The 19,894-nt window shown below is 70.0% G+C and carries 20 protein-coding genes; 7 read left to right on the top strand and 13 right to left on the bottom strand.

Annotated elements, in window-relative coordinates:
• The first annotated feature begins 487 nt into the window (after nucleotides 1-487).
• Nucleotides 488-736, top strand: coding sequence for a hypothetical protein (locus tag ABMY26_RS34495; RefSeq protein ID WP_045583506.1), 249 nt, complete (start codon nucleotides 488-490; stop codon nucleotides 734-736).
• 118 nt (nucleotides 737-854) lie between these two features.
• Here ABMY26_RS34495 and ABMY26_RS34500 read toward each other — a convergent pair whose 3' ends face one another.
• The 3 genes from ABMY26_RS34500 to ABMY26_RS34510 form a co-directional block, all read right to left on the bottom strand.
• Nucleotides 855-1,145 carry a hypothetical protein gene (locus ABMY26_RS34500; RefSeq protein ID WP_045583505.1) on the bottom strand — a complete coding sequence of 97 codons (291 nt, stop codon included), beginning with the start codon at nucleotides 1,143-1,145 and terminating at the stop codon, nucleotides 855-857.
• A 94-nt stretch (nucleotides 1,146-1,239) separates the two neighbouring features.
• Entirely contained in the window at nucleotides 1,240-1,488 is a 249-nt protein-coding gene (locus ABMY26_RS34505; protein WP_372399954.1) for a hypothetical protein, read from the bottom strand.
• Nucleotides 1,489-1,831: 343 nt separating this feature from the next.
• Nucleotides 1,832-2,365 carry a hypothetical protein gene (locus ABMY26_RS34510; protein WP_372399955.1) on the bottom strand — a complete coding sequence of 178 codons (534 nt, stop codon included), beginning with the start codon at nucleotides 2,363-2,365 and terminating at the stop codon, nucleotides 1,832-1,834.
• Nucleotides 2,366-2,643: 278 nt separating this feature from the next.
• Between ABMY26_RS34510 and ABMY26_RS34515 the strand changes: the two genes are divergently transcribed.
• From ABMY26_RS34515 to ABMY26_RS34525, 3 genes are all read left to right on the top strand, one after another.
• The gene (locus ABMY26_RS34515; RefSeq protein ID WP_372399956.1) at nucleotides 2,644-3,288 is read left to right on the top strand and encodes a DUF47 domain-containing protein; all 645 of its coding nucleotides are present in this window, start codon (nucleotides 2,644-2,646) and stop codon (nucleotides 3,286-3,288) included.
• A 10-nt stretch (nucleotides 3,289-3,298) separates the two neighbouring features.
• Nucleotides 3,299-4,312, top strand: coding sequence for an anion permease (locus tag ABMY26_RS34520; RefSeq protein WP_372399957.1), 1,014 nt, complete (start codon nucleotides 3,299-3,301; stop codon nucleotides 4,310-4,312).
• Nucleotides 4,313-4,490: 178 nt separating this feature from the next.
• Nucleotides 4,491-4,805: a hypothetical protein gene (locus ABMY26_RS34525; protein ID WP_372399958.1), complete on the top strand. Its 315-nt coding sequence runs from the start codon at nucleotides 4,491-4,493 to the stop codon at nucleotides 4,803-4,805.
• Nucleotides 4,806-4,862: 57 nt separating this feature from the next.
• On the opposite strand, the gene ABMY26_RS34530 is transcribed toward ABMY26_RS34525, so the two are convergent.
• Nucleotides 4,863-7,616, bottom strand: coding sequence for a response regulator (locus tag ABMY26_RS34530; protein WP_372399959.1), 2,754 nt, complete (start codon nucleotides 7,614-7,616; stop codon nucleotides 4,863-4,865).
• A gap of 241 nt (nucleotides 7,617-7,857) precedes the next feature.
• On the opposite strand from ABMY26_RS34530, the gene ABMY26_RS34535 reads away from it, so the two are divergent.
• Complete coding sequence (locus tag ABMY26_RS34535; RefSeq protein ID WP_372399960.1) at nucleotides 7,858-8,283, top strand: TerB family tellurite resistance protein; 426 nt, start codon at nucleotides 7,858-7,860, stop codon at nucleotides 8,281-8,283.
• 135 nt (nucleotides 8,284-8,418) lie between these two features.
• Here ABMY26_RS34535 and ABMY26_RS34540 read toward each other — a convergent pair whose 3' ends face one another.
• The 4 genes from ABMY26_RS34540 to argH all read right to left on the bottom strand — a co-directional run bounded on the left by ABMY26_RS34540 (nucleotide 8,419) and on the right by argH (nucleotide 13,283).
• Nucleotides 8,419-10,200, bottom strand: a complete 1,782-nt coding sequence (locus ABMY26_RS34540; RefSeq protein WP_372399961.1) for an ATP-binding protein — start codon at nucleotides 10,198-10,200, stop codon at nucleotides 8,419-8,421.
• Nucleotides 10,201-10,351: 151 nt separating this feature from the next.
• Nucleotides 10,352-11,611: a diaminopimelate decarboxylase gene (gene lysA / locus ABMY26_RS34545; protein ID WP_045583935.1), complete on the bottom strand. Its 1,260-nt coding sequence runs from the start codon at nucleotides 11,609-11,611 to the stop codon at nucleotides 10,352-10,354.
• Between the two features lie 47 nt (nucleotides 11,612-11,658).
• Nucleotides 11,659-11,856: a hypothetical protein gene (locus ABMY26_RS34550; protein ID WP_372399962.1), complete on the bottom strand. Its 198-nt coding sequence runs from the start codon at nucleotides 11,854-11,856 to the stop codon at nucleotides 11,659-11,661.
• Nucleotides 11,853-13,283 carry an argininosuccinate lyase gene (gene argH, locus ABMY26_RS34555; RefSeq protein ID WP_372399963.1) on the bottom strand — a complete coding sequence of 477 codons (1,431 nt, stop codon included), beginning with the start codon at nucleotides 13,281-13,283 and terminating at the stop codon, nucleotides 11,853-11,855. Before argH ends, ABMY26_RS34550 begins: the two co-directional genes overlap by 4 nt.
• A gap of 89 nt (nucleotides 13,284-13,372) precedes the next feature.
• On the opposite strand from argH, the gene ABMY26_RS34560 reads away from it, so the two are divergent.
• Entirely contained in the window at nucleotides 13,373-13,990 is a 618-nt protein-coding gene (locus tag ABMY26_RS34560) for a TlpA family protein disulfide reductase (RefSeq protein WP_372399964.1), read from the top strand.
• A 76-nt stretch (nucleotides 13,991-14,066) separates the two neighbouring features.
• Entirely contained in the window at nucleotides 14,067-14,822 is a 756-nt protein-coding gene (locus ABMY26_RS34565) for a cyclic nucleotide-binding domain-containing protein (protein ID WP_372399965.1), read from the top strand.
• A gap of 13 nt (nucleotides 14,823-14,835) precedes the next feature.
• On the opposite strand, the gene ABMY26_RS34570 is transcribed toward ABMY26_RS34565, so the two are convergent.
• From ABMY26_RS34570 to hyi, 5 genes are all read right to left on the bottom strand, one after another.
• Nucleotides 14,836-15,423 carry a TetR family transcriptional regulator gene (locus ABMY26_RS34570; protein WP_372399966.1) on the bottom strand — a complete coding sequence of 196 codons (588 nt, stop codon included), beginning with the start codon at nucleotides 15,421-15,423 and terminating at the stop codon, nucleotides 14,836-14,838.
• An 11-nt stretch (nucleotides 15,424-15,434) separates the two neighbouring features.
• Nucleotides 15,435-16,433, bottom strand: coding sequence for an aldo/keto reductase (locus ABMY26_RS34575; protein WP_372399967.1), 999 nt, complete (start codon nucleotides 16,431-16,433; stop codon nucleotides 15,435-15,437).
• An 88-nt stretch (nucleotides 16,434-16,521) separates the two neighbouring features.
• On the bottom strand, nucleotides 16,522-17,796 hold the full coding sequence (locus ABMY26_RS34580) for a glycerate kinase (RefSeq protein WP_372399968.1): 1,275 nt from the start codon (nucleotides 17,794-17,796) through the stop codon (nucleotides 16,522-16,524).
• A gap of 235 nt (nucleotides 17,797-18,031) precedes the next feature.
• Entirely contained in the window at nucleotides 18,032-18,916 is an 885-nt protein-coding gene (gene glxR, locus ABMY26_RS34585; protein WP_372399969.1) for a 2-hydroxy-3-oxopropionate reductase, read from the bottom strand.
• A 36-nt stretch (nucleotides 18,917-18,952) separates the two neighbouring features.
• Nucleotides 18,953-19,747: a hydroxypyruvate isomerase gene (hyi, locus tag ABMY26_RS34590; RefSeq protein ID WP_372399970.1), complete on the bottom strand. Its 795-nt coding sequence runs from the start codon at nucleotides 19,745-19,747 to the stop codon at nucleotides 18,953-18,955.
• Nucleotides 19,748-19,894: the final 147 nt, after the last annotated feature.

Consider the following 19,894-nt stretch of genomic DNA (forward strand, 5'->3'; position numbering starts at 1 on the left):
GTGCCGGCAAACGGCGCCGGCAAACGGCGCCGACTGGGCGGCGGGACGGGGCGGTTCCCCGACCCTAGCCCAATGCCGTCGCCGCCAACAATGCCCCGCCCCGCCATTGCTCAAAAACTGTGCAGATCCGAACGAAGGTAGGGGGAGCGGATCATTCGTTCGTTGAACTAACTTGTCGGTGCCGGACGCCGCCGTCGCGGTCGCCGCTGCCGCGGCGGCCGGCGTTCCCGGCTCCCGAAGCGGGTTCCGGCCTGCAGGGGGACGCGCCGAAGCGGCCGTTTCCGTCTCCTCCCTCGGACGGGGGCGGCCGCTTCCGCACCGCTCCCCCCGCGACAAAACGGGGCCTCCATCGGTTTACTGCGTCGAGGCCGCTGGGAAAGCGTCGCTTGAAGCCCAATCTGTGGCAAGATGGTCCATCGTATGGGGAGTCCGGCCGCGCCGCCGGACCCGGTGCGTGGCCAGAAACGGAAGACGGACGCCCAAGAGAATGCTGATCGACGCCTATTTGGGGTTCCGGGTCGGGGACGTGGTCCTGGACCGTGCGGAGCTTGCGGCCGGCACCGCCACCATCAAGGAAATCCACGTCGTTCCCTGCGACTGGGCGCATGGGCTGACCGGCATCGCCGTCATGGAGAACGGTGCCGAGCGCTTCATTGTGCAGCTCAAGAAGGTGCGCCCGACCGACGAGGTCGAAACCGAAAGCAACGTCCGCCCCCTGCGCCACCGGGCGCGCTGAAGGCGGGACATCGGCAGCCGGGGCGACCGGCCGAGGTCAGAAGGGAACTGGACGACGAAAGGCCCGCCGCCCCGTATCGGAGCGGCGGGCCTTTTTCATGCGCCGGGCGGAGGTTCCGTCAGTGACGGAGCTGCACGCGTCCGCCATTCATGCGGGCGTCGTCGACGCGGGCGATGGCGGGCAGGGCGCGCAGGAAGGCGGCACCGGTGTCGGTCGCCTCGAACAGGACATGGCCCTGGCGGTCCTGGCCGCGGAACCGGGCCTCGGTCGCCATGCCGGCATTGCGGACGGCGGCGGACAGGTCGGACACGGCCTTCCAGACGCGGGCACGGTGTTCGGCGGCACTGGCGCATCCGGTCGCATCCGCGACGGCCAGCGTTACGGTGAAGGAATGAAGCTCGATCGCCATGGTGGCACCACGGAACAGGGATTGGCGGGATTTGAAGAACCCGGATCGTTCCGGCCGTCGGCCGGATACGGGGCCGGCCCTGGGATCGAGAAACTCAGTCGTAACGGGGAAGCTTCGACAGGACAATGTCGCTGATGAGACCGCGCAGCTGGCTGACCGGGAGCTGTTCGACCGGGATTCGCACGGCGCGGGCATAGGTCTCGCAAACGTGCCAGGCGTGGTCGGGTTCGACCAGGATGTGCCGGGCGAGATCGTGTTCGTCGGCGTTCGCCCTACCGGGGAGCGCCTTTTCACAGGCCAGAGCGGTATTCACCATGTCGCTGGCCAGACTGTTCAGATTCATGGATGGCACCTTCCCATGTTCGGGAATTGGTTGGGGACACTGACAGATTAGACCTTCGGACCGGCCGCTACAACGGTGCCTATGACGTTCGTCTGTGACAAATGGACATTCGTATCACGACGGGCGTTCCGGCAGTTCCGCCGCATGGTGGCCCTTCGACCCGCGGCGCCCCTGGAGAAGGGGCGTGACGCGGGCGGCCTCTGCGGGCGTAAACATAGGGTGGACCGGTTTATTCCGCCTGTGACCGTTTCGCGGGGCAGACGCGGCAAATTCCGGCCGGCTCACGCGGCAATCCCCTCTTGCGCGGGATGCGGTTTTGCACATCGGAGGGGGCTGGGCCGGCTCAGGTCCGGATCAGCCCGTCCGGCTTGGAGGGTGCCGGAGCCGGTGCGGCGGGGGGCGTGGCCGGCGCCGGGGTCAGCTGCCAGTTGTCGAGCGCGCGCCTCAGCGCGTCGAGGCCGGCGCCGGCGGTGGTCTTCGCCTCGTCGGCGGCGCGGGTGATGGCGGCACAGAGTGCGGCGCGGCGTTCGGGGTCGTCGCGGCTTTCCTCCAGCGCGCGGCCGACGTCGTCGGTGGTGCCGCTGCCGTTGGCATCGGGCTGTGCCGTCTTGGGGTCGATGCCCAGCAGCGGCAGCAGATACTCCCGTCCCTTCTCACGGGCGAGCGCCACCGCCTTTTCGCCGAACAGCTCAGCGGTCGCAAGACCGGCGTCCCAGGTGCCGAGCGCGGCCGAGACGGTGGGGCTGCAGCGTCCGGCGGCGGCATCGCCGGCCGTCTGGGCGTGCAGCGGTGCCGCTGCCAGCAGGGGGGCCAGCAAGAGGGCCGGCAGCAGAGCCGGCAAGGCAAGGCGGCGTAGCGGAAGGGGCGGGCACGTCATTGCGGGGGAACCTGCGGTCGGGTGGGGCCGGTAGGCGGAGATCCGGCGGATATCCGGCTGGGATTTGGGGTGGCGCGGCCGTGCTTTCCATGGCGGAGCGCCCGGAGCGGACCCGTTCCGCCGGTGCCGGAAAACGCGGCACCAGGCAACGACCTGTGGCGATTTTGTTACCAGATGACTGTTTCATGGCATTTACATGACATGCCGCCGCTGCACTGCCCGGCGAAGCGTGCTAAGAGCAGCCGAAATTTCGTACAGTCCACGCGAGACACCGTCCCATGCTGCTGCGCGCATTCCGTTCGCTGATGCCGAAGGAGGAACGCTTCGTCGACCAGTTCGTCGAGCAGGCCCGCCACATCGCCGCAGCCGCCATCGCATTGGAAGCGGTGATGGAGTCCGCGCCGGACGAGCGTCCGCAGAAGGTCGCGGCGCTGAAGCGGGTGGAGAAGGACGCCGACCGCATCGCCAAGGATGCCGGGCGCGACCTGCACCGCGCCTTCATCACCCCCTTCGACCGCTCGGACATCCTGTCGCTGATCAACGCGCTGGACGACGCCATCGACCTGATGGACGAGGTGCCGCGCCATGCCGGCCTCTATGGCGTCGAGGATTTCGACGAGCCGATGCGGCGTTTCGTCGCGCTGATCCGCCAGCAGGCGGACGTTCTGGTGGAGCTGATGCCGCTGCTGGGCGCCATCGCCCGCAACGCGGAGCGGATCGACCATCTCTGCGGCCGGCTGTCCGACCTGGAGGACGAGGCCGACGACGTGCTGCGCGATGCGCTGAAGGCGCTGATCGCGGAGAAGCCGGACATGATCGCCTTCCTCGGCCGGCGCGAACTGTATGAGATGCTGGAGGCGGTGACCGACCGGTGCGACGACGTCGGCGACCTGGTCGCGGGCATCACGCTCGACCAGGTGTGAGGCGGCGGTAATGGAGGCCCTGCAACTCGGTCTGCCGGCGATCGTCGTCATCGTCTTCGTCGCGCTCGCCTTCGACTTCATCAACGGACTGCACGACGCGGCGAACTCCATCGCCACCGTGGTGTCGACCCGCGTGCTGTCCCCCAAGCTGGCCGTCCTGTGGGCGGCCTTCTTCAATTTCATCGCCTTCCTGTTCTTCGGCCTGCATGTCGCCACCACGGTCGGCACCGGGCTGGTCGATCCGCTGGTGATGGACCCGGCGGTGATCCTGGCGGCGCTGATCGGCGCCATCGGCTGGAACCTGATCACCTGGTGGCTTGGGCTGCCCTCCTCCTCGTCCCATGCGCTGGTCGGCGGCATCGCCGGGGCCGGCATCGCCAAGGCGGGGCTCGGCGCCATCATCGCCAGCGGCTTCACCAAGACCGCGGTCGCCATCGTGCTGTCGCCGGGCATCGGCCTGCTGCTGGCACTGCTGCTGATGCTGGTGGTGTCCTGGCTGCTGCGCCGCGCCCCGCCCTTCGCGGTCGACCGGCAGTTCCGCCATCTCCAGCTGGTCTCGGCGGCGCTCTACAGCCTGGGCCATGGCGGCAACGACGCGCAGAAGACGATGGGCATCATCGCCGTTCTGCTGTTCAGCCAGGGCATGCTGGGCGACAGCTTCCACGTTCCCTTCTGGGTCATCATCGCCTGTCAGGCGGCGATGGGGCTGGGCACCATGATGGGCGGCTGGCGCATCGTCCGCACCATGGGCTCGCGCATCACCGACCTGAAGCCCTATCAGGGCTTCTGCGCCGAGACCGCCGGCGCCATCACGCTGTTCGGGGCGACCTGGCTCGGCATTCCGGTATCGACCACCCACACCATCACCGGCGCCATCGTCGGCGTCGGCTCCGCCCGCCGCACCTCGGCGGTGCGCTGGGGGCTGGCCGGCCGAATCGTCTGGGCCTGGGTGCTGACGATTCCCGCCTCCGGCATCGTCGCCTGGCTCTCCTATTTCCTGGTATCGGGCATCCTCAGTCCGTAAGCGGTCGCCTGCCGGGGCGGCGAATCGGGGGTCGGGCGAGGGCAGGGCCCAGGGGAACACGGTGCGAACGCGGGGCGAACGGAAAACCCGCCGTCCCCGGCCCGCCGGATGTCATCGCGGCCTTGACCCGCAAGGGCGGGAACGGCAGGATCGATCTTGTGGAGACAGGATACCGGTCATGCCGCATATAGAACGCACCGACCAAGGTGAGCAGTATGTGCTTCCCGGCACCGAACGCCGGACGGTTCCCGGCTTGCCCTATGCGGCGGAAGCCGACGGCCAGCTGACCCTGCATTTCTATGCGCCGCCCGAGAAGGCCGAACGCCGCGCCCGTGCGGCTGCGGCGCGCGGGCTGGCCGCCGTCCCGGCGATGGAGCCGGCGACCGCGCCGGCATCGGCTCCAGTCGGGTCGACGCCGGCCATGACCGACGGCCTGCACGGCCTGTTCGGCCGGCGGCTCGCCCATTTCCCGCAGGTGTTCGAACAGCCCTGACGGCTTGCCCGCCTCTCCCGGGGCGGGGCGGGCAGCACTCCAAAAAGGCGGCCTCTCTCAGGCGGTTCCGGTCCGGTTCCGGTCGGTGGCCAGCCGGCGGGCGATCTGGCCCAGCAGGATTTCCCGGTCATAGGGCTTGCCGATGTGCCCATCCATGCCGGCTTCGCGGCACTGGCGCCGCTCCTCGTCGGACGAGCCGGCGGTCAGCGCCAGGATCGGCACGTCGCCGCGTGGCGGCGGCAGCGCGCGGATCGCCCGGCTGGCCTCCAGCCCGTCGACGCCCGGCATCATCACGTCCATCAGCACCATGTCGTAGTCGCCGGTCCGCACCGCCTCCACCGCCGCCGCACCGTCGGCGACCAGGTCGACGTCATAGCCGCTGTCGCGGAACAGGGCGGCGAGCAGCTCGCGATTGATCGCCAGATCCTCGGCGATCAGCAGGCGCACCGCCCCGGCCGGCCGCGGCGCGGAAGGGGCCGGAAGGGAGGCCGGGCCGGCGACTGGATTGGCCGCCGGATTGGCCACGGGATTGGCTGGCTTCGGTGCGGGGCGCTGGCCGGCGATGCGGGACAGCTGCAGGCGCAGTTCCTCGATGGAGAAGGGCTTGGCGATCATCCCGACGTCGGGGCCGAGGGCGGCCGGGTTGCCGACGGCGTGGGCGGCGAAGCCCGACGCCAGCAGGACCGGCAGGCCGGGGCGCATGCGCGCGGCCTGCCGCGCCAGTTCGGTGCCGTCCATGCCCGGCGGCATGACGACGTCGCTCAGCATCAGGTCCAGCGCCTCGGGCCCGTCCAGCACAACCAGCGCCTCGTTGGCGTTGGCCGCCACGATCACCCGGTGCCCCCAGCCGCGCAGCAGCCCGGCCACGATGTCGCGCACCGTCGGGTCGTCGTCCACCAGCAGGATGGAGAGCGGCACCGGGGCCAAGCCGGAGGAGGAGGCGATGATGGACTGGGAGAGGGTGGAGGGAGAGAAGGCGGCGGACAGGGCCGTTGCCGTGCCGCCCTCCGTCCGGGCGGCGCCGGCCTCCGGCGGCTCCGCCGGCAGCAGCCGGCTTGCGGGCAGGCGCACCGTCACCGTGGTGCCCACGCCCAGCGTGCTGCGCAGGGCCAGCGTGCCGCCATGCAGCTCCACCAGCCGCTTGGTCAGCGGCAACCCCAGCCCGGCGCCCTCCATCTTGCGGTGGCTGGCGCTCTCGACCCGGGCGAAGGGCTCCAGCACGCGGTCGAGATCCTCCGCCGGGATGCCGAGCCCGGTGTCGATGACGCGGATCGCCGGCGCGCCGTCCTCCAGCATCGCCGCCAGGGTCACCGACCCGCCGGACGGCGTGTATTTCACCCCGTTGGCGATCAGGTTCAGCAGGATCTGGCGCAGCCGCCGGTCGTCGCCGCGCAGGTAGCGCGCCGCCGGGGCGACGGCAGCCGACAGCAGCACCCCGGCCCGCTCGGCCCGCGGGGTCAGCATTCGGACGGCGAAATCCGCCGCGGCCTCCAGGTCGCAGCGCTCCTCCTCGATGCGCAGCGCGCCGGACTCCGCCCGCGCATGGTCGAGGATCTCGTTGATCAGCTCCAGCACATGCTGGCCGGAATCGCGGACGTTGGCGGCATATTGGCGGTAGACCGGCGCGCCCACCGGCCCTTCCGCCTCGCGGGCGATCAGGTCGGCGAAGCCGATCACGGCGTTCAGCGGCGTGCGCAGTTCATGGCTCAACCCGGCCAGGAACTCGCCCTTGGCACGGTTGGCGGCTTCGGCGGCCTTGCGCGCGGTTTCCGCCATGTCGCGGGCATGGTCGAGGGCGGCGGCCAGCCGGGCGCTCTCGTCGCGCTCGGCGCTGGTCCGTTCGACGGCGCTGCGCGCCTCGGCCAGCGCCACCTGGGCCTTGCGCTCGCGATCGAGATAACGCAATCCCCAGGCCAGGGCGGCCAGAATGGCCAACAGGCCGATGACGGCCTCCGCCAGGGTCTGGATGCTGCGGCCGCGCCATTCCGCCATCGCCTCGTCCCGGCCGATGCCGGTCAGCACCACCAGCCCATAGTCGCGGACCGTGCGGTAGGCGACGACGCGCGTCACGCCGTCGAGCATCGAGGGCAGCAGGAACTGGCCCTCCGGCGCCTCGCGCAGCTTGGTCTGGAACAGCTGGCCGCCGGCGACCGAGCGGCCGACCGACGTCTCGGTCGCCGGCCGGCGGGCGACGATGTCGCCATCGGGCTGGTAGACGCCGATCAGCGGGTCGAACTCGAATCCCAGCATGGTGTGGAAGTCGGTCAGATGGTCGACCCGGATCGAGGCGACCGCCACGCCGACGAAGCGCCCCTCGTCGTCGTGCAGGGGCCGCGCCACCGGGAAGGCAAGCGGCTGGCTTCCCGTCCGGCCGGCCACCGCCGATCCGATGTGCATCCGCGTCCCGCTGCGCAGGGCCTGCAGGGCCTGCTGGTCGGCGAATGCCGCGGCACGGTTGGGAAAGCTGGTCGATTCCAGCACCGCGCGCCCGTCGGCGTCATAAATCCAGATCGAATCGGCGCCCTCGATGTGGGCGGCGTATTCGCGCAGCCGCGTCCAATGCTTCAGGTCGCGCACCCGTGCCGGTCCGCCGGCCTCCGCCACCATCGCGGCGGTCTGGTCGAGCGCCACGTCGGCTGTCCGCAAGGTCCGGTGGACGTGGTCGTCCACCAGCCGCGCCATGTCGCGGACCATGGCGAAGCGGCGCTGCTGGGTGTCCCGGTAGTCGTGATGGATCCTGTTGGCCGCGTTGCCTGCCAAGGCGGCGACGACAACGGCGGCCACCAGGGCGCCCCGGACGAAACGTCCCACAAATCCCCCATTGAGAACGATGCGCGCGATGCGGCTTGATAGCTTCAGGCTCAAACTATCATGGTTCAGGCACTGCCGGTGGTGCGATTCGATGGCGCGTGGCTCAGGGTTTGTACCGATGCCCGCTCCGCAATCCGCTTCGCTGTCCGGGCCGCTGCCGAAAATCGGCCGGTCCCCCATCTTGCATGCCTGATCCCATGGGCCCAAATGCGCGAGCATCCGAACTTTTGGGGAGGTTGCTATGGGTCTGTTCGACGTGTTCAAGGGCAATGCGCCGTTCGATGTGACTTCGCGGCGTGCGCTGGTCGTCTCGTTGATCTACTGCATGGGATCGGACGGCGAGATCGATCCGGAGGAGGTCGGCCATCTGGTCTCGGTGCTCGGCCGCAACGCGACGCGGGAGGAGCTGGACCGCTGCTTCAAATTTGCGCGCAGCACCCCGCCTGACAATTTCCTGGCCGAGGCCGCGCCCAGGCTGAACGAGCAGCAGCGGCTGTGCATCCTGCTGAACATGATCGACAGCGCCATGGCCGACGGCGAGGCCGAGCAGGGCGAGCGCGACCTGATCGGCCGGTTCCAGCAGGCCTTCGGCTTCGACGACGCCAAGCTCGGTCCCTATTTCCAGGCGCTGGTGGTCAAGAACAGCCGGCAGGTCCTGGACGCCTGACCGGGGAGGGCCGGGCGGATTCGGGTGGCGGCAGGAGCGGCATCGTGACGCGCGTGGCCGGTTCCACCGGCATGCCGGACGCGCCGCCCCTCCCCGCCGCTTGATCTGACGCCGCCCGATTTGACGCAACCGGCGTCAGTCCGGCGCGTCGAGCACGCTGCGCACCTTGGCCGCCAGCTGGTCGATGGCGAAGGGCTTGGACAGGAAGTTCGTGCCGGGATCCAGCACCCCGTTGTGGATCACGGCGTTGCGGCTGTAGCCGGTGGTGTAGAGGATCTTCAGATCCGGCAATATCGTCCTTGCCGCATCGGCCAGCTGGCGCCCGGTCATGCCGGGCATGACGATGTCGGTCAGCAGCAGGGTCACGTCCTGGCGGGGAGCGTTCCCGCCAGGATCACCCGCCGGATCGCCTCCCCGGCCATTCCCGGCCGCTCCTCCGATCAGCTCCAGCGCCGACGGCCCGTCGAAGGCGTGCAGCACGGTATAGCCGAGCTCGCGCAGCGTCTCGACCGTGAAGTTGCGAACCCGCTCCTCATCCTCCACCACCAGCACGATCTCGCGCGGGGAGCCGGTGGGGCTGACGATCGTCCGGGACAGGGGCGCGGGGGCAGCCTTCCGCGCGTCGCCGAAGAACCGCGGCAGATAGAGCTTGAACGTCGTGCCGATGCCGACCTCCGAATAGGCGCGGACATGGCCGCCGGACTGGCGGGCGAAGCCGAAGGCCTGGCTCAGCCCCAGGCCGGTGCCCTTGCCGACCTCCTTGGTGGTGAAGAAGGGGTCGAACGCCTTCGCCAGCACCTCCGGCGTCATGCCGGCCCCGGTGTCGCTGACCGCGATCAGCACATATTGGCCGGGCTCGATCGCCGCTTCGGCCGCATAGGCGTCGTCGACATGGACGTTGGCGGTCTCGATGGTCAGGCGGCCGCCGTCCGGCATGGCGTCGCGGGCGTTGACCGCCATGTTCAGCAGGACATTCTCCAACTGGTTGAGGTCGGCGTGGATCGCCCACAGCCCGGCCGAGGTGACGAACTCCATACCGATGGTTTCGCCCAGGGTGCGGGTCAGCAGCTCTTCCATGCCGCGCACCAGACCGTTGGCGTCGAGCACCTCCGGTGCAAGCGGCTGTTGGCGGGAGAAGGCGAGCAGCCGCTGGGTCAGGACCGCCGCCCGCATCGCGCCGTCCATCGCCCCGTCGATATAGGCACCGACATTGCTGTCGCCGCGGGCCAGGCGGCGCTGCAGCAGATTCAGGCCACTGATGACCACGGCCAGCATGTTGTTGAAATCATGGGCGATGCCGCCGGCCAGCTGGCCGATCGCCTCCATCTTCTGGCTCTGGCGCAACGCATTCTGCGTCGCCGTCAGTTCGTGCGTCCGGTGTTCGACCTCGGCTTCCAGCCGTTGATTCAACTCGGCTGCCGTCCGGTGGGCCAACACGGTCCGCGTCGTCTCGATCACGGTGTCGATCATGCCGACCACCGCACCGCTTTCGTCCCGCACCGGGCTGTAGCAGAAGGTGAACCAGGCCCGCTCGGGCTCGCCGTTGCGGTCGAGGACGAGAGGGAAATCCTCGATGAAGGTCGCCTCTCCGGCGAAGGCGCGGTCGGCGAGCGGGCCGATGCTGTCCCAGGCCTCGGCCCAGACGTCGCGGAAGGAGCGGCCGAGCGCCTCCGGCTTGGCTCCGAGGATCGGGCGGAAGGCGTCGTTGTAAAAGGTGACCAGGCCCGGACCCCAGACCAGGGCCTTGGGAAACTGCGAGTTCAGGACGATGCTGACCGTGGTGCGCAGGGCCGGTGGCCAGTGGCCGGGATCGCCCAGCGGCGTGGCGCTCCAGTCATGGGCGCGCACCCGCTCGCCCATTCCGCCGCCGCCCTGCCAGAAGGCGGCTCCCTGCTCTTGCGGTGTCCGGAGACTCAATTCGCCATTCCGTCGTTGGCCCCATCGGCAGTCCGGATCCGCAGTCTCGCACAGCGGCCGATGGGGCAGCAACAGACGGCGCTGCGTTTCATTCCCTCGACCCGGGCCTTATGCCACGGATACCGGCGGTCATCATCGATGACCGCCGGTATTACAGCCAGTCGGGAATCCGTTCCGCCGCCAGCATCTCCTCCACCGTCGGGCGGGGGCGGATGACCGAGAAGCGGTCGCCGTTGACCAGCACCTCCGGCACCAGCGGCCGGGTGTTGTAGGTCGAGGCCATCACCGCGCCATAGGCGCCGGCCGACAGCAGGGCGACCAGATCGTCGTCGGCCAGCGGCGGCAGCGGGCGCTGCACGGCGAAGGTGTCGCCGCTCTCGCACACCGGGCCGACCACGTCGTAGGGCTCCTGCCCGGCATCGGGGGCCGGCTCGGCGACCGGGACGATGCCGTGGTAGGCGTCGTAGAGCGACGGGCGGATCAGGTCGTTCATCGCCGCGTCGATGATGGCGAAGCGGCGGTGCAGCCCCTGCTTCACATAGATGACGCGGCTGACCAGGATGCCGGCGTTGCCGACCAGCGAGCGGCCCGGCTCCAGCGTGATGCGGCAGCCGAGGTTGCCGGTGATGGAGCGCACCATCGCGGCATAGTCGGCCAGGTCGGGCGGTGCCTCGTTCCTGTAGGTGATGCCGAGCCCGCCGCCGAGGTCGAGGCGCTGGATGTCGTGCCCGTCCTCGCGCAGCTGGTGGAGCAGGGCCGCCACCCGCTCGTAGGCGGCGCGGAAGGGGGCGAGGTCGGTCAGCTGCGAGCCGATATGGACCGCGATGGCCACCGGCTTGATGCCCGGCAGCGCCGCCGCGCGGCGGTAGATCTCGCGCGCGTGGTCGTAATCGATGCCGAACTTGTTCTCCTTCTTGCCGGTGGCGATCTTGGCATGGGTCTTGGCGTCGACGTCCGGGTTGACACGGAAGGCGATGGGAGCCTCCACGCCCAGTGACGAGGCCACCTCGCTCAGCGCCTCCAGCTCCGGCACCGATTCGACGTTGATCTGGTGGATGCCGGCCTCCAGCGCGGCGCGCAGGTCGTCGCGGGTCTTGCCGACGCCGGAGAAGACGATGCGCTCGGGCGGAATGCCGCCGGCCAGCGCCCGCGTCATCTCGCCGACCGACACCACGTCGCCGCCGGCCCCGAGCCGGGCCAGCGTGCGGATGACGGCGAGGTTGGAGTTTGCCTTCAGCGCATAGCAGACGCCGGCATCCTGGCCGGCGAAGGCGCCTGCATAGGCGTTGTAGTGGGATTCGAGCGCTGCGGTGGAATAGAGGTAGAAGGGCGTTCCCACCTCGCGCGCCACATCCGCCAGCGACACCGATTCGGCGTGCAGCACGCCGTCGCGATAGGCGAAGACGCTCATCGCCGAGCCGTTGGGGGGCGAACCATGCGGGGAACCGGTGCGGGCGGTCATGGGAACTGCACTCCGGACCCGGCCGGCTTGCCGGGCTTCGGATCGAGGTCTGGGTTGGGATAGCTGCGCGGGAACGGGTCGGGCTGGCCTTCCGGGCGCGGGCTGTCGACGAAGCTCGGCTTCTTGCCGCAGCCGGCCAGCGCCAACGCGCCGGCCAGGGCGAGGATCGTCAGGGTGACGGTACGGCTGCTCACAGGAAACGCTCCCGGGCGGCCTTCACCGCCTCTTTGACGCGGACCGGGGCCGGGCCGCCGAAGCTGGTCCGGCTGTTCAGCGAGGCCTCGATGCTGAGCGCCGGGTAGACGGCCGCGGTGATGCGCGGCTCGATCGCCTGGAGTTCCTCCAGCGTCAGGTCGGTCAGGCCGACGCGCCGGTCCTCCGCCGCCTTCACGGCGCGGCCGGTGACGTGGTGCGCCTCGCGGAAGGGCATGTCCAGCTCCCGCACCAGCCAGTCGGCGAGGTCGGTGGCGTTGAGGAAGCCGCGGTCTGCCGCCTCGCGCATCGCCGGGACGTTCGGCTGCATGTCGCGCACCATGCCCTCCATGGCGGCGATGCAGAGCGCCAGCGTGTCGTCGGCCTCGAACACCGGCTCCTTGTCCTCCTGCATGTCCTTGGAGTAGGCCAGCGGCAGCCCCTTCATCGCGATCAGCAGGCTGTTGAGCGAGCCGATCACCCGGCCGGCCTTGGCGCGCACCAGCTCCGCCGCGTCGGGGTTCTTCTTCTGCGGCATGATCGACGAGCCGGTGGTGAAGGCGTCCGACAGCCTGATGAAGCGGAACTGGGCCGAGCACCAGATCACGATCTCCTCGGCGAAGCGCGACAGGTGCATGGCGCAGATCGACGCCGCCGACAGGTATTCCAGCGCGAAGTCGCGGTCGGACACCGCGTCCAGCGAGTTGGCGGTTGGCCGGTTGAAGCCCAGCGCCTCCGCCGTCATGAAGCGGTCGATCGGGTAGGGGGTGCCGGCCAGCGCCGCCGAGCCCAGCGGGCATTCGTTCAGCCGGCACCGCGCGTCGCGGAAACGGCTGCGGTCGCGCCCGAACATCTCGACATAGGCCAGCAGGTGATGGGCGAAGCTGATCGGCTGTGCCGCCTGCAGATGGGTGAAGCCGGGCATCACCGTGCCGCTGTGCTGCTCGGCGAGGTCGATCAGCGCCGCCTGCAGCGCGGTCAGCCCGCCGATGGTCCGGTCGATGGCGTCGCGCACCCACAGCTTGAAGTCGGTCGCCACCTGGTCGTTGCGCGAGCGGCCGGTGTGCAGCCGCTTGGCCGGCTCGCCGATCAGTTCGGCCAGCCGGGCCTCGACATTCATGTGGATGTCCTCCAGCTCCACCTTGAAGGTGAAGCCGCCGGCATCAATCTCTGCCTTCACGCGGTCGAGGCCGCCGATGATGGCGTCGGCGTCGGCCTGGGTTATGATGCCCTGCTTGGCCAGCATCGCGGCATGGGCCTTCGACCCGGCGATATCCTGGTCGGCCAGCCGCTTGTCGAAGCCGATGGAGGCGTTGATCTTCTCCATGATGGCGGCGGGACCGCGCGCGAAGCGGCCGCCCCACATCTGGCTGGCGGCGGGGGCGGTGGCGGCAGCGGGGCTGGTCTGCGGGGTCTGATCGGCGCTCATGGGGGCGGTAACCGGGGCATGCGGGTGAAGGGAAGCGAGGAAGCGTGAGTATGCGGACTTTGGCGGCGGTCGCAACGGTTTGTGTGTGCATGGCCGGAGCCGGCCTGTGGTGGACCGCCGGTGCGGCGCCGGCTGCGCCGGAGGTGGTGCGGCTCGGCACGCCGGACGCGTCTGCCGCGGTCACGCCTGCGGCCTCCACCGGCGCGGACAAGCTGGAGAAGTTCAAGGGGGCGGAGCCCAAGCCGATGCCGCCGCTGTCCTTCGTCGATGCCGACGGTCGGCGGGTCGATCTGGCCGACTTCAAGGACCGCGTCGTCCTGCTGAACCTGTGGGCGACCTGGTGCGGCCCTTGCGTCAAGGAGATGCCGTCGCTCGACCGGCTCCAGGCGCAGTTGGGCGGCGACGCCTTCCAGGTGGTGGCGCTGTCGCTCGACCGCGGCGGGCGGACGGCGGTGGAGCCGTTCTACAGGAAGACGGGGGTGGAGCATCTGGCCCTGTTCCTCGATCCGGCGTCGGAGTCGATGAAGACGCTGTCGTTGCGCGGCCTGCCGACCACGATCCTGGTCGATCCGGAGGGGCGGGAGCTGGGTCGGGTCGAGGGGGCGGTCGAATGGGATTCGCCGGAGGTGGTCGCCTTCCTGCGCCAGTTCCTTGGCCATGGCGGCGGTCCGGCGCGCGACCGCGGGGTGATGAAGACGGGAGGCTGACGCTTTTGCGGCGATACAGTAGACTGGAGTTCTGCCACATCGCCTGCCCTGTCCCGCCTGCCTCCGAGCCGCCCCAATGACACAGCCCGCCGCTTCCGGTCCCAAGCGCTACGCCATCGGTCCCGGCACCGTGATGATGCGGCAGGGCGAGCATGCCGACCGTGCGTGGCTGATCGAATCGGGGGAGCTGGAGGTGCTGTTGACGGCGCCCGACGGCGGCACCCGCCGGCTGGGGGTGGTCGGCAAGGGCGCGGTGGTCGGCGAGATGGCGCTGATCGACGATGGCGAGCGCAGCGCCACCGTGCGCTCGCTGACCGAGGTCGCTTGCGTCGAGGTGACGCGGGAGGCCTTCCGCGGGCTGCTGAAGCGCAGCCCGCCGCTGGCTTCCTACCTGTTGCAGAGCCTGATTTCCGCCATCCGCCGCGGCTATGGCCTGCCGCCGACCGAGCGGGTCGGCAACGCCGTCGATTTCCGTTCCACCACCTCGTTCCAGAAGGTGGTCGACCGCCGCATGATCCGCGAGGGGCATGTCTTCTTCGGCCCGAACGAGCCGGTGAACGCCGCCTACCTGATCCAGTCCGGCCGCGTCGTGCTGCGTCCCGGACGCGGCACGCTGGGCGAGGACATCGCCAGCTTCGGGCCGGGCAGCCTGTTCGGCGAGATCTATCTGCTGACCGGCGGCCTGCCCGACGTCACCGCCGTCGCCGTCACCGGCGGCATCTGCGAGGTCATCGACCGCCGCAGCTTCGACGACGCGGTGATGGCGATGCCGCCGATCCTGAAGTCGCTGACGCGGATCTACATCTCGCAGCTGATGAAGAAGGCGGGGTAGGGGGAGGAAACCGTCACCCCCGCGCCTCCAGCCCGCGCATGACCAGCGCCCACACCGCCTCGAAGGCCGGGGCGGTGTCGGGGGAGGCCCATTCGGCGGCGTGGGCCGGATTGTGGAAGCGGGCCGTCGCGTCGAACAGGGCGCGGGCGGCCGACGTGGCGTCGCCGCGAGCGAAGCTGCCGTCGGCCATGCCGTCGGCGACGATGCGGGCGAGCTGGCCGTTCAGATGCGCCACATGCTCCGCCACCACCTCGCGTGCTTCGGCGGCGAGCGCCATGTAGGTCGCGAACAGCTCCGGATCGTCGCCGGCCTTGCTGTGCTTGGCCCGGATCAGCGCATCGAGCCAGCGGCGCAGGCGGGCCGGCGCCGGGCCGTCCTCCTCGGCGATGACCGCCAGCGGGTCGGAGACCCGGGCCAGCCAGCGTTCCGTCACCGCGTCGCGCAGGGCGGCCTTGCTGGGGAAATGGCGGTAGACGCTGCCGTGGCTGACGCCCAGCGCGCGGGCGACGTCCACCACCGTGGCCTTGGCGGGACCGTAGCGGCGCAGCACCTCCTCCGCCGTTTCCAGGATACGGTCCGGGGTCAGCACCGCCTCAGCCATGACGCCGTCCCTCAGCGCCGCTCGCTGTCGAGCATCGCCATCTGTTGGGGGGCGTAGCGGTCGCCGGCTGCGGCGCCGGGGGGCACAGCCCGTTCGATCGCGGCGAGGTCTTCGGGGGTGAGGTCAACGTCCAGGGCTCCCAGCGCTTCGGTCAGCCGGTCGCGCCGCCGCGCGCCGACCAGCGGCACAATATCCGAACCGCGCGACAGCACCCAGGCAATCGCGATCTGGGCGACGCTGACCCCCTTGGCCCCGGCGACCCGGCGCAGCTCCTCGACCAGCGCCAGGTTGCGGTCCAGGTTGCCGCCCTGGAAGCGCGGGCTGTGGGCGCGGAAGTCGCTTCCCGTCCCGGCGCTGTCCTTCGTCCAATGGCCGCTGATCAGGCCGCGCGACAGCACGCCATAGGCGGTGATGCCGATGCCGAGATCGCGGCAGGCCGGCAGGATGGCGTCCTCGATCCCGCGGGAGATCAGCGAATATTCGATCTGCAGGTCGCTGATCGGGTGGGTGGCGGCGGCCCGGCGGATGGTGTCGGCCCCCATCTCCGACAGGCCGATGTGGCGGACATAGCCCGCCTTCACCATGTCGGCGATGGCGCCGACGGTGTCCTCGATCGGCACGGCCGGGTCGAGGCGAGACGGGCGGTAGACGTCGATATGGTCCAGCCCGAGCCGGGTCAGCGTGTGGGCCAGGAAGTTCTTCACCGCCGCCGGCCGGGCATCGTAGCCGAGCCAAGCGCCGTCCGGCCCCCGCAGCGCGCCGAACTTGACGCTGACCTGGAAGCGGTCGCGCGGGATGCCGCGCAGCGCCTCGCCGATCAGCATCTCGTTGTGGCCCATGCCGTAGAAATCGCCGGTGTCGAGCAGCGTCACCCCGGCGTCGAGCGCCGCATGGATGGTGGCGATGCCCTCCGCCCGGTCGGCCGGGCCGTACATGCCCGACATGCCCATGCAGCCGAGGCCGAGCGCGGAGACGGCCGGGCCGGTGGTTCCGAGAGTGCGCGTGTCCATCTGTCCCTCCATCGATGCGTGATGGAGGGGTTATCGGCTATCGACTGACAGATGTCAATATCTGTCAGTCGATATTATCCAGGAGACGTCAGGCGGGATCGATCACGATCGCCCGGAAGTCGTTGACGTTGGTCCGCGTCGGCCCGGTGACCACCAGATCGCCCAGCGCCTTGAAGAAGCTGTAGCCGTCGTTGTTCGCGAGGAAGACCTTGGCATCCAGCCCCAGCGCCTCGGCCCGTTTCAGCGTGTCGGGGCGCAGGACGGCGCCGGCATTGTCCTCCGTCCCGTCGATGCCGTCGGTGTCGAAGGCGGCGGCCCGGATGCCGGGATGGCCGTCCAGCGCCACCGCCAGCGCCAGCAGGAACTCGACGTTGCGGCCGCCGCGGCCCTGGCCGCGCACCGTCACCGTGGTTTCGCCGCCGGAGAGGATCACCGCCGGGACCGGCGCCGGCTGGCCGTGGCGGGCGACCTGCCGGGCGATGCCGGCATGGACCTTGGCGACCTCGCGCGCTTCGCCCTCGATGGCGTCGCCGAGGATGACCGGGCTGTAGCCGCGGTCGCGGGCGAGCGCCGCCGCGGCCTCCAGCGCGTCCTGGGGGGTGGCGACGATGGTGGTGACGGCGCCGGCCAGCCGCGGGTCGCCGGGCTTCGGTGTCTCGTCGGCCGCCGCCTCCAGGAAGGCGGCCACGGCCGGCGGCGGGGTGATGCCGTATTTCGCCAGGATGGCGCGGGCGTCGGCGAAGCTGGTCGGGTCGGGCACGGTCGGGCCGCTGGCGATCACCGACGGATCGTCGCCCGGCACGTCGGAGACCAGCAGCGAGACCACGCGGGCCGGATGGGCCATCGCGGCCAGCCGCCCGCCCTTGACCGCCGACAGGTGCTTGCGCACGCAGTTCATCTCGCCGATGTCGGCGCCGCTCTTCAGCAGCGCCTTGGCGACCGTCCGCTTGTCCTCCAGCGCGATGCCGGGAGCCGGCAGGGCCAGCAGGGCGGAGCCGCCGCCGGAGATCAGGCAGAGCACGAGGTCGTCGGCGGTCAGTCCCTGAACCAGTTCGACGATGCGGCGTGCTGCATCCTGGCCGGCGGCGTCGGGCACCGGGTGCGATGCCTGCACCACCTCGATCCGCCCGGTCGGCAGGTCATGGTCGTAGCGGGTGACGACAAGGCCGGTGAGCGGTCCCGGCCAATGGTCCTCCACCGTCTTCGCCATGGCTGCCGCCGCCTTGCCGGCGCCGATCACGACGGTGCGTCCCTTGGGCGGCTGCGGCAGGGCCGCCGGCAGCCGGGTCTCGGCGGTCACCGCGGTCAGGGCCGCCTGGAACAGGTCGTGGAGCAGGGCGTCGGCATTCGTGGCGGTGGTCATGGTCGCTCGGGCTTGGTGGATGGCTGGGCGGGTAGAATGCACACAAATGAGGGGTGGGCCAATGGTTTGGGTGGGGTGGTGTCTGGGTAGCGCCTGTTGCCCCCACCCCAACCCTCCCCCGCCCAGCTCTCGCACAAAGCTACGCTTTGTGCTGACGCGGCAGGCGGACCGTAGGTCCGCTGAGAGCGGGGGAGGTCAGGTGGGGGCATCGGCAGCCGACGACGCCCCCATCCCCTCACTTCGCCCCGACCTCGTGCCCGGCCAGCAGCTCCAGCGCGCGCAGCATGCCGGAATGGTCCCAGGCGCCGCCGCCCTGCGCCACGCAGGCGTTGAACAGCTGCTGGCAGCTCGCGGTGTGCGGCAGCGACAGGTTCAGCGCCTTGGCCCCGCTCAGGGCGAGGTTCAGGTCCTTCTGGTGCAGCTCGATGCGGAAGCCGGGGTTGAAGTTGCGGTTGATCATCCGCTCGCCATGGACCTCCAGGATGCGCGAGGAGGCGAAGCCGCCCATCAGCGCCTGGCGGACCTTGGCCGGATCGGCGCCGGCCTTGGAGGCGAACAGCAGCGCCTCGGCCACCGCCTCGATGGTCAGGGCGACGATGATCTGGTTGGCGACCTTGGTGGTCTGGCCGTCGCCGTTGCCGCCGACCAGCGTGACGTTCTTGCCCATCTTGTCGAACAGCGGCTTGACCGTGTCGAAGGCCTCCTGCGGGCCGCCGACCATGATGGTCAGCGACGCCGCCTTGGCCCCGACCTCGCCGCCCGACACCGGCGCATCCAGGTAGGAGCAGCCGAGATCGTTGATGCGCTTGGCGTATTCCTTGGTCTCGATGGGAGAGATCGAGGACATGTCGACCACGATCTTGCCCGCCGACAGGCCGGCGGCCACGCCGTTCTCGCCGAACAGGGCGGCGCCGACATGGGGGGTGTCGGGGACCATGGTGATGACGACCTCGGCCGCCGCGGCAACCTCGGCGCCGCTCGGGCAGGGGATGGCGCCCTTGGCGGTCAGGTCGGCCGGGACCGGCTTGATGTCGTGGACGTAGAGGGTGTGACCGGCGTCCAGCAGATGCCCCGCCATCGGGGTGCCCATGATGCCGAGACCGATGAATCCGACCTTCATGACGATGATCCTTTCTCGCGTGATGTAAGGGGTGCCTCAGGCGTTCGCCGGTTCCGTCCTGTAGGGGGCGAACCAGCCGAGCCCCTCGTCCGTCGCCGTCTTCGGCTTGTATTCGCAGCCGACCCAGCCGTCGTAGCCGATGGCGTCCAGGTGCTTGAACAGGAAGGGATAATTGATCTCGCCGGTGCCGGGCTCGTTGCGGCCGGGATTGTCGGCCAGCTGGACATGGGCGATGCGGGAGAGGTTGGCCTCGATGGTCCGGGCCAGGTCGCCTTCCATGATCTGCATGTGGTAGATGTCGTACTGCACGTACAGATTGCCTGATCCCACCTTGTCGATCAGGCCGAGCGCCTGCTTCGTCCGGGTCAGGTAGAAGCCCGGGATGTCGCGGGTGTTGATCGGCTCGACCAGCAGCTTGATGCCGGCCCCGGCCAGCGCGTCGGCGGCATAGGCGAGGTTGGCGACCAGCGTGCTTTCGGCGGCGTCGGCGTCGGAGCCCTGCGGCAGGATGCCGACGAGGCAGTTGACCTGATTGCAGCCCAGCGTGCCGGCATAGTCGATGGCGCGGGCGACGCCGTCGCGGAACTCCTGCACGCGGTCGGGCAGGATGGCGATGCCGCGCTCGCCGCCGCCCCAGTTGCCGGCCGGCAGATTGTGCAGGACCTGGGTCAACCCGTGCTGGCGGAGTTTCTCGGCCAGCGCGTCGGCGGGGAAGTCGTAGGGGAACAGATACTCCACGCCCCGGAAGCCGGCGTCGGCCGCCGCGGCGAATCGGTCGAGAAAGGCATGCTCGTTGTAGAGCATCGTCAGGTTGGCGGCGAATTGCACCATGGCCGAACTCCCGGCTGCGCGAATGGATTGCGCGGTTTGGGTTGCGTGATCGGCCGCCGCGGATGGAGGGGCGGCCCTTGGGTCGGGAGCTTGGCCGCCGTGCAGGCCCTTGAGCCAGTTCGCCGGACGGCTTTTTCACGGAGCGGA

Origin of the sequence: Azospirillum sp. HJ39 (genome assembly GCF_041507355.1) — a bacterium.
GTDB classification, from domain to species: domain Bacteria; phylum Pseudomonadota; class Alphaproteobacteria; order Azospirillales; family Azospirillaceae; genus Azospirillum; species Azospirillum thiophilum.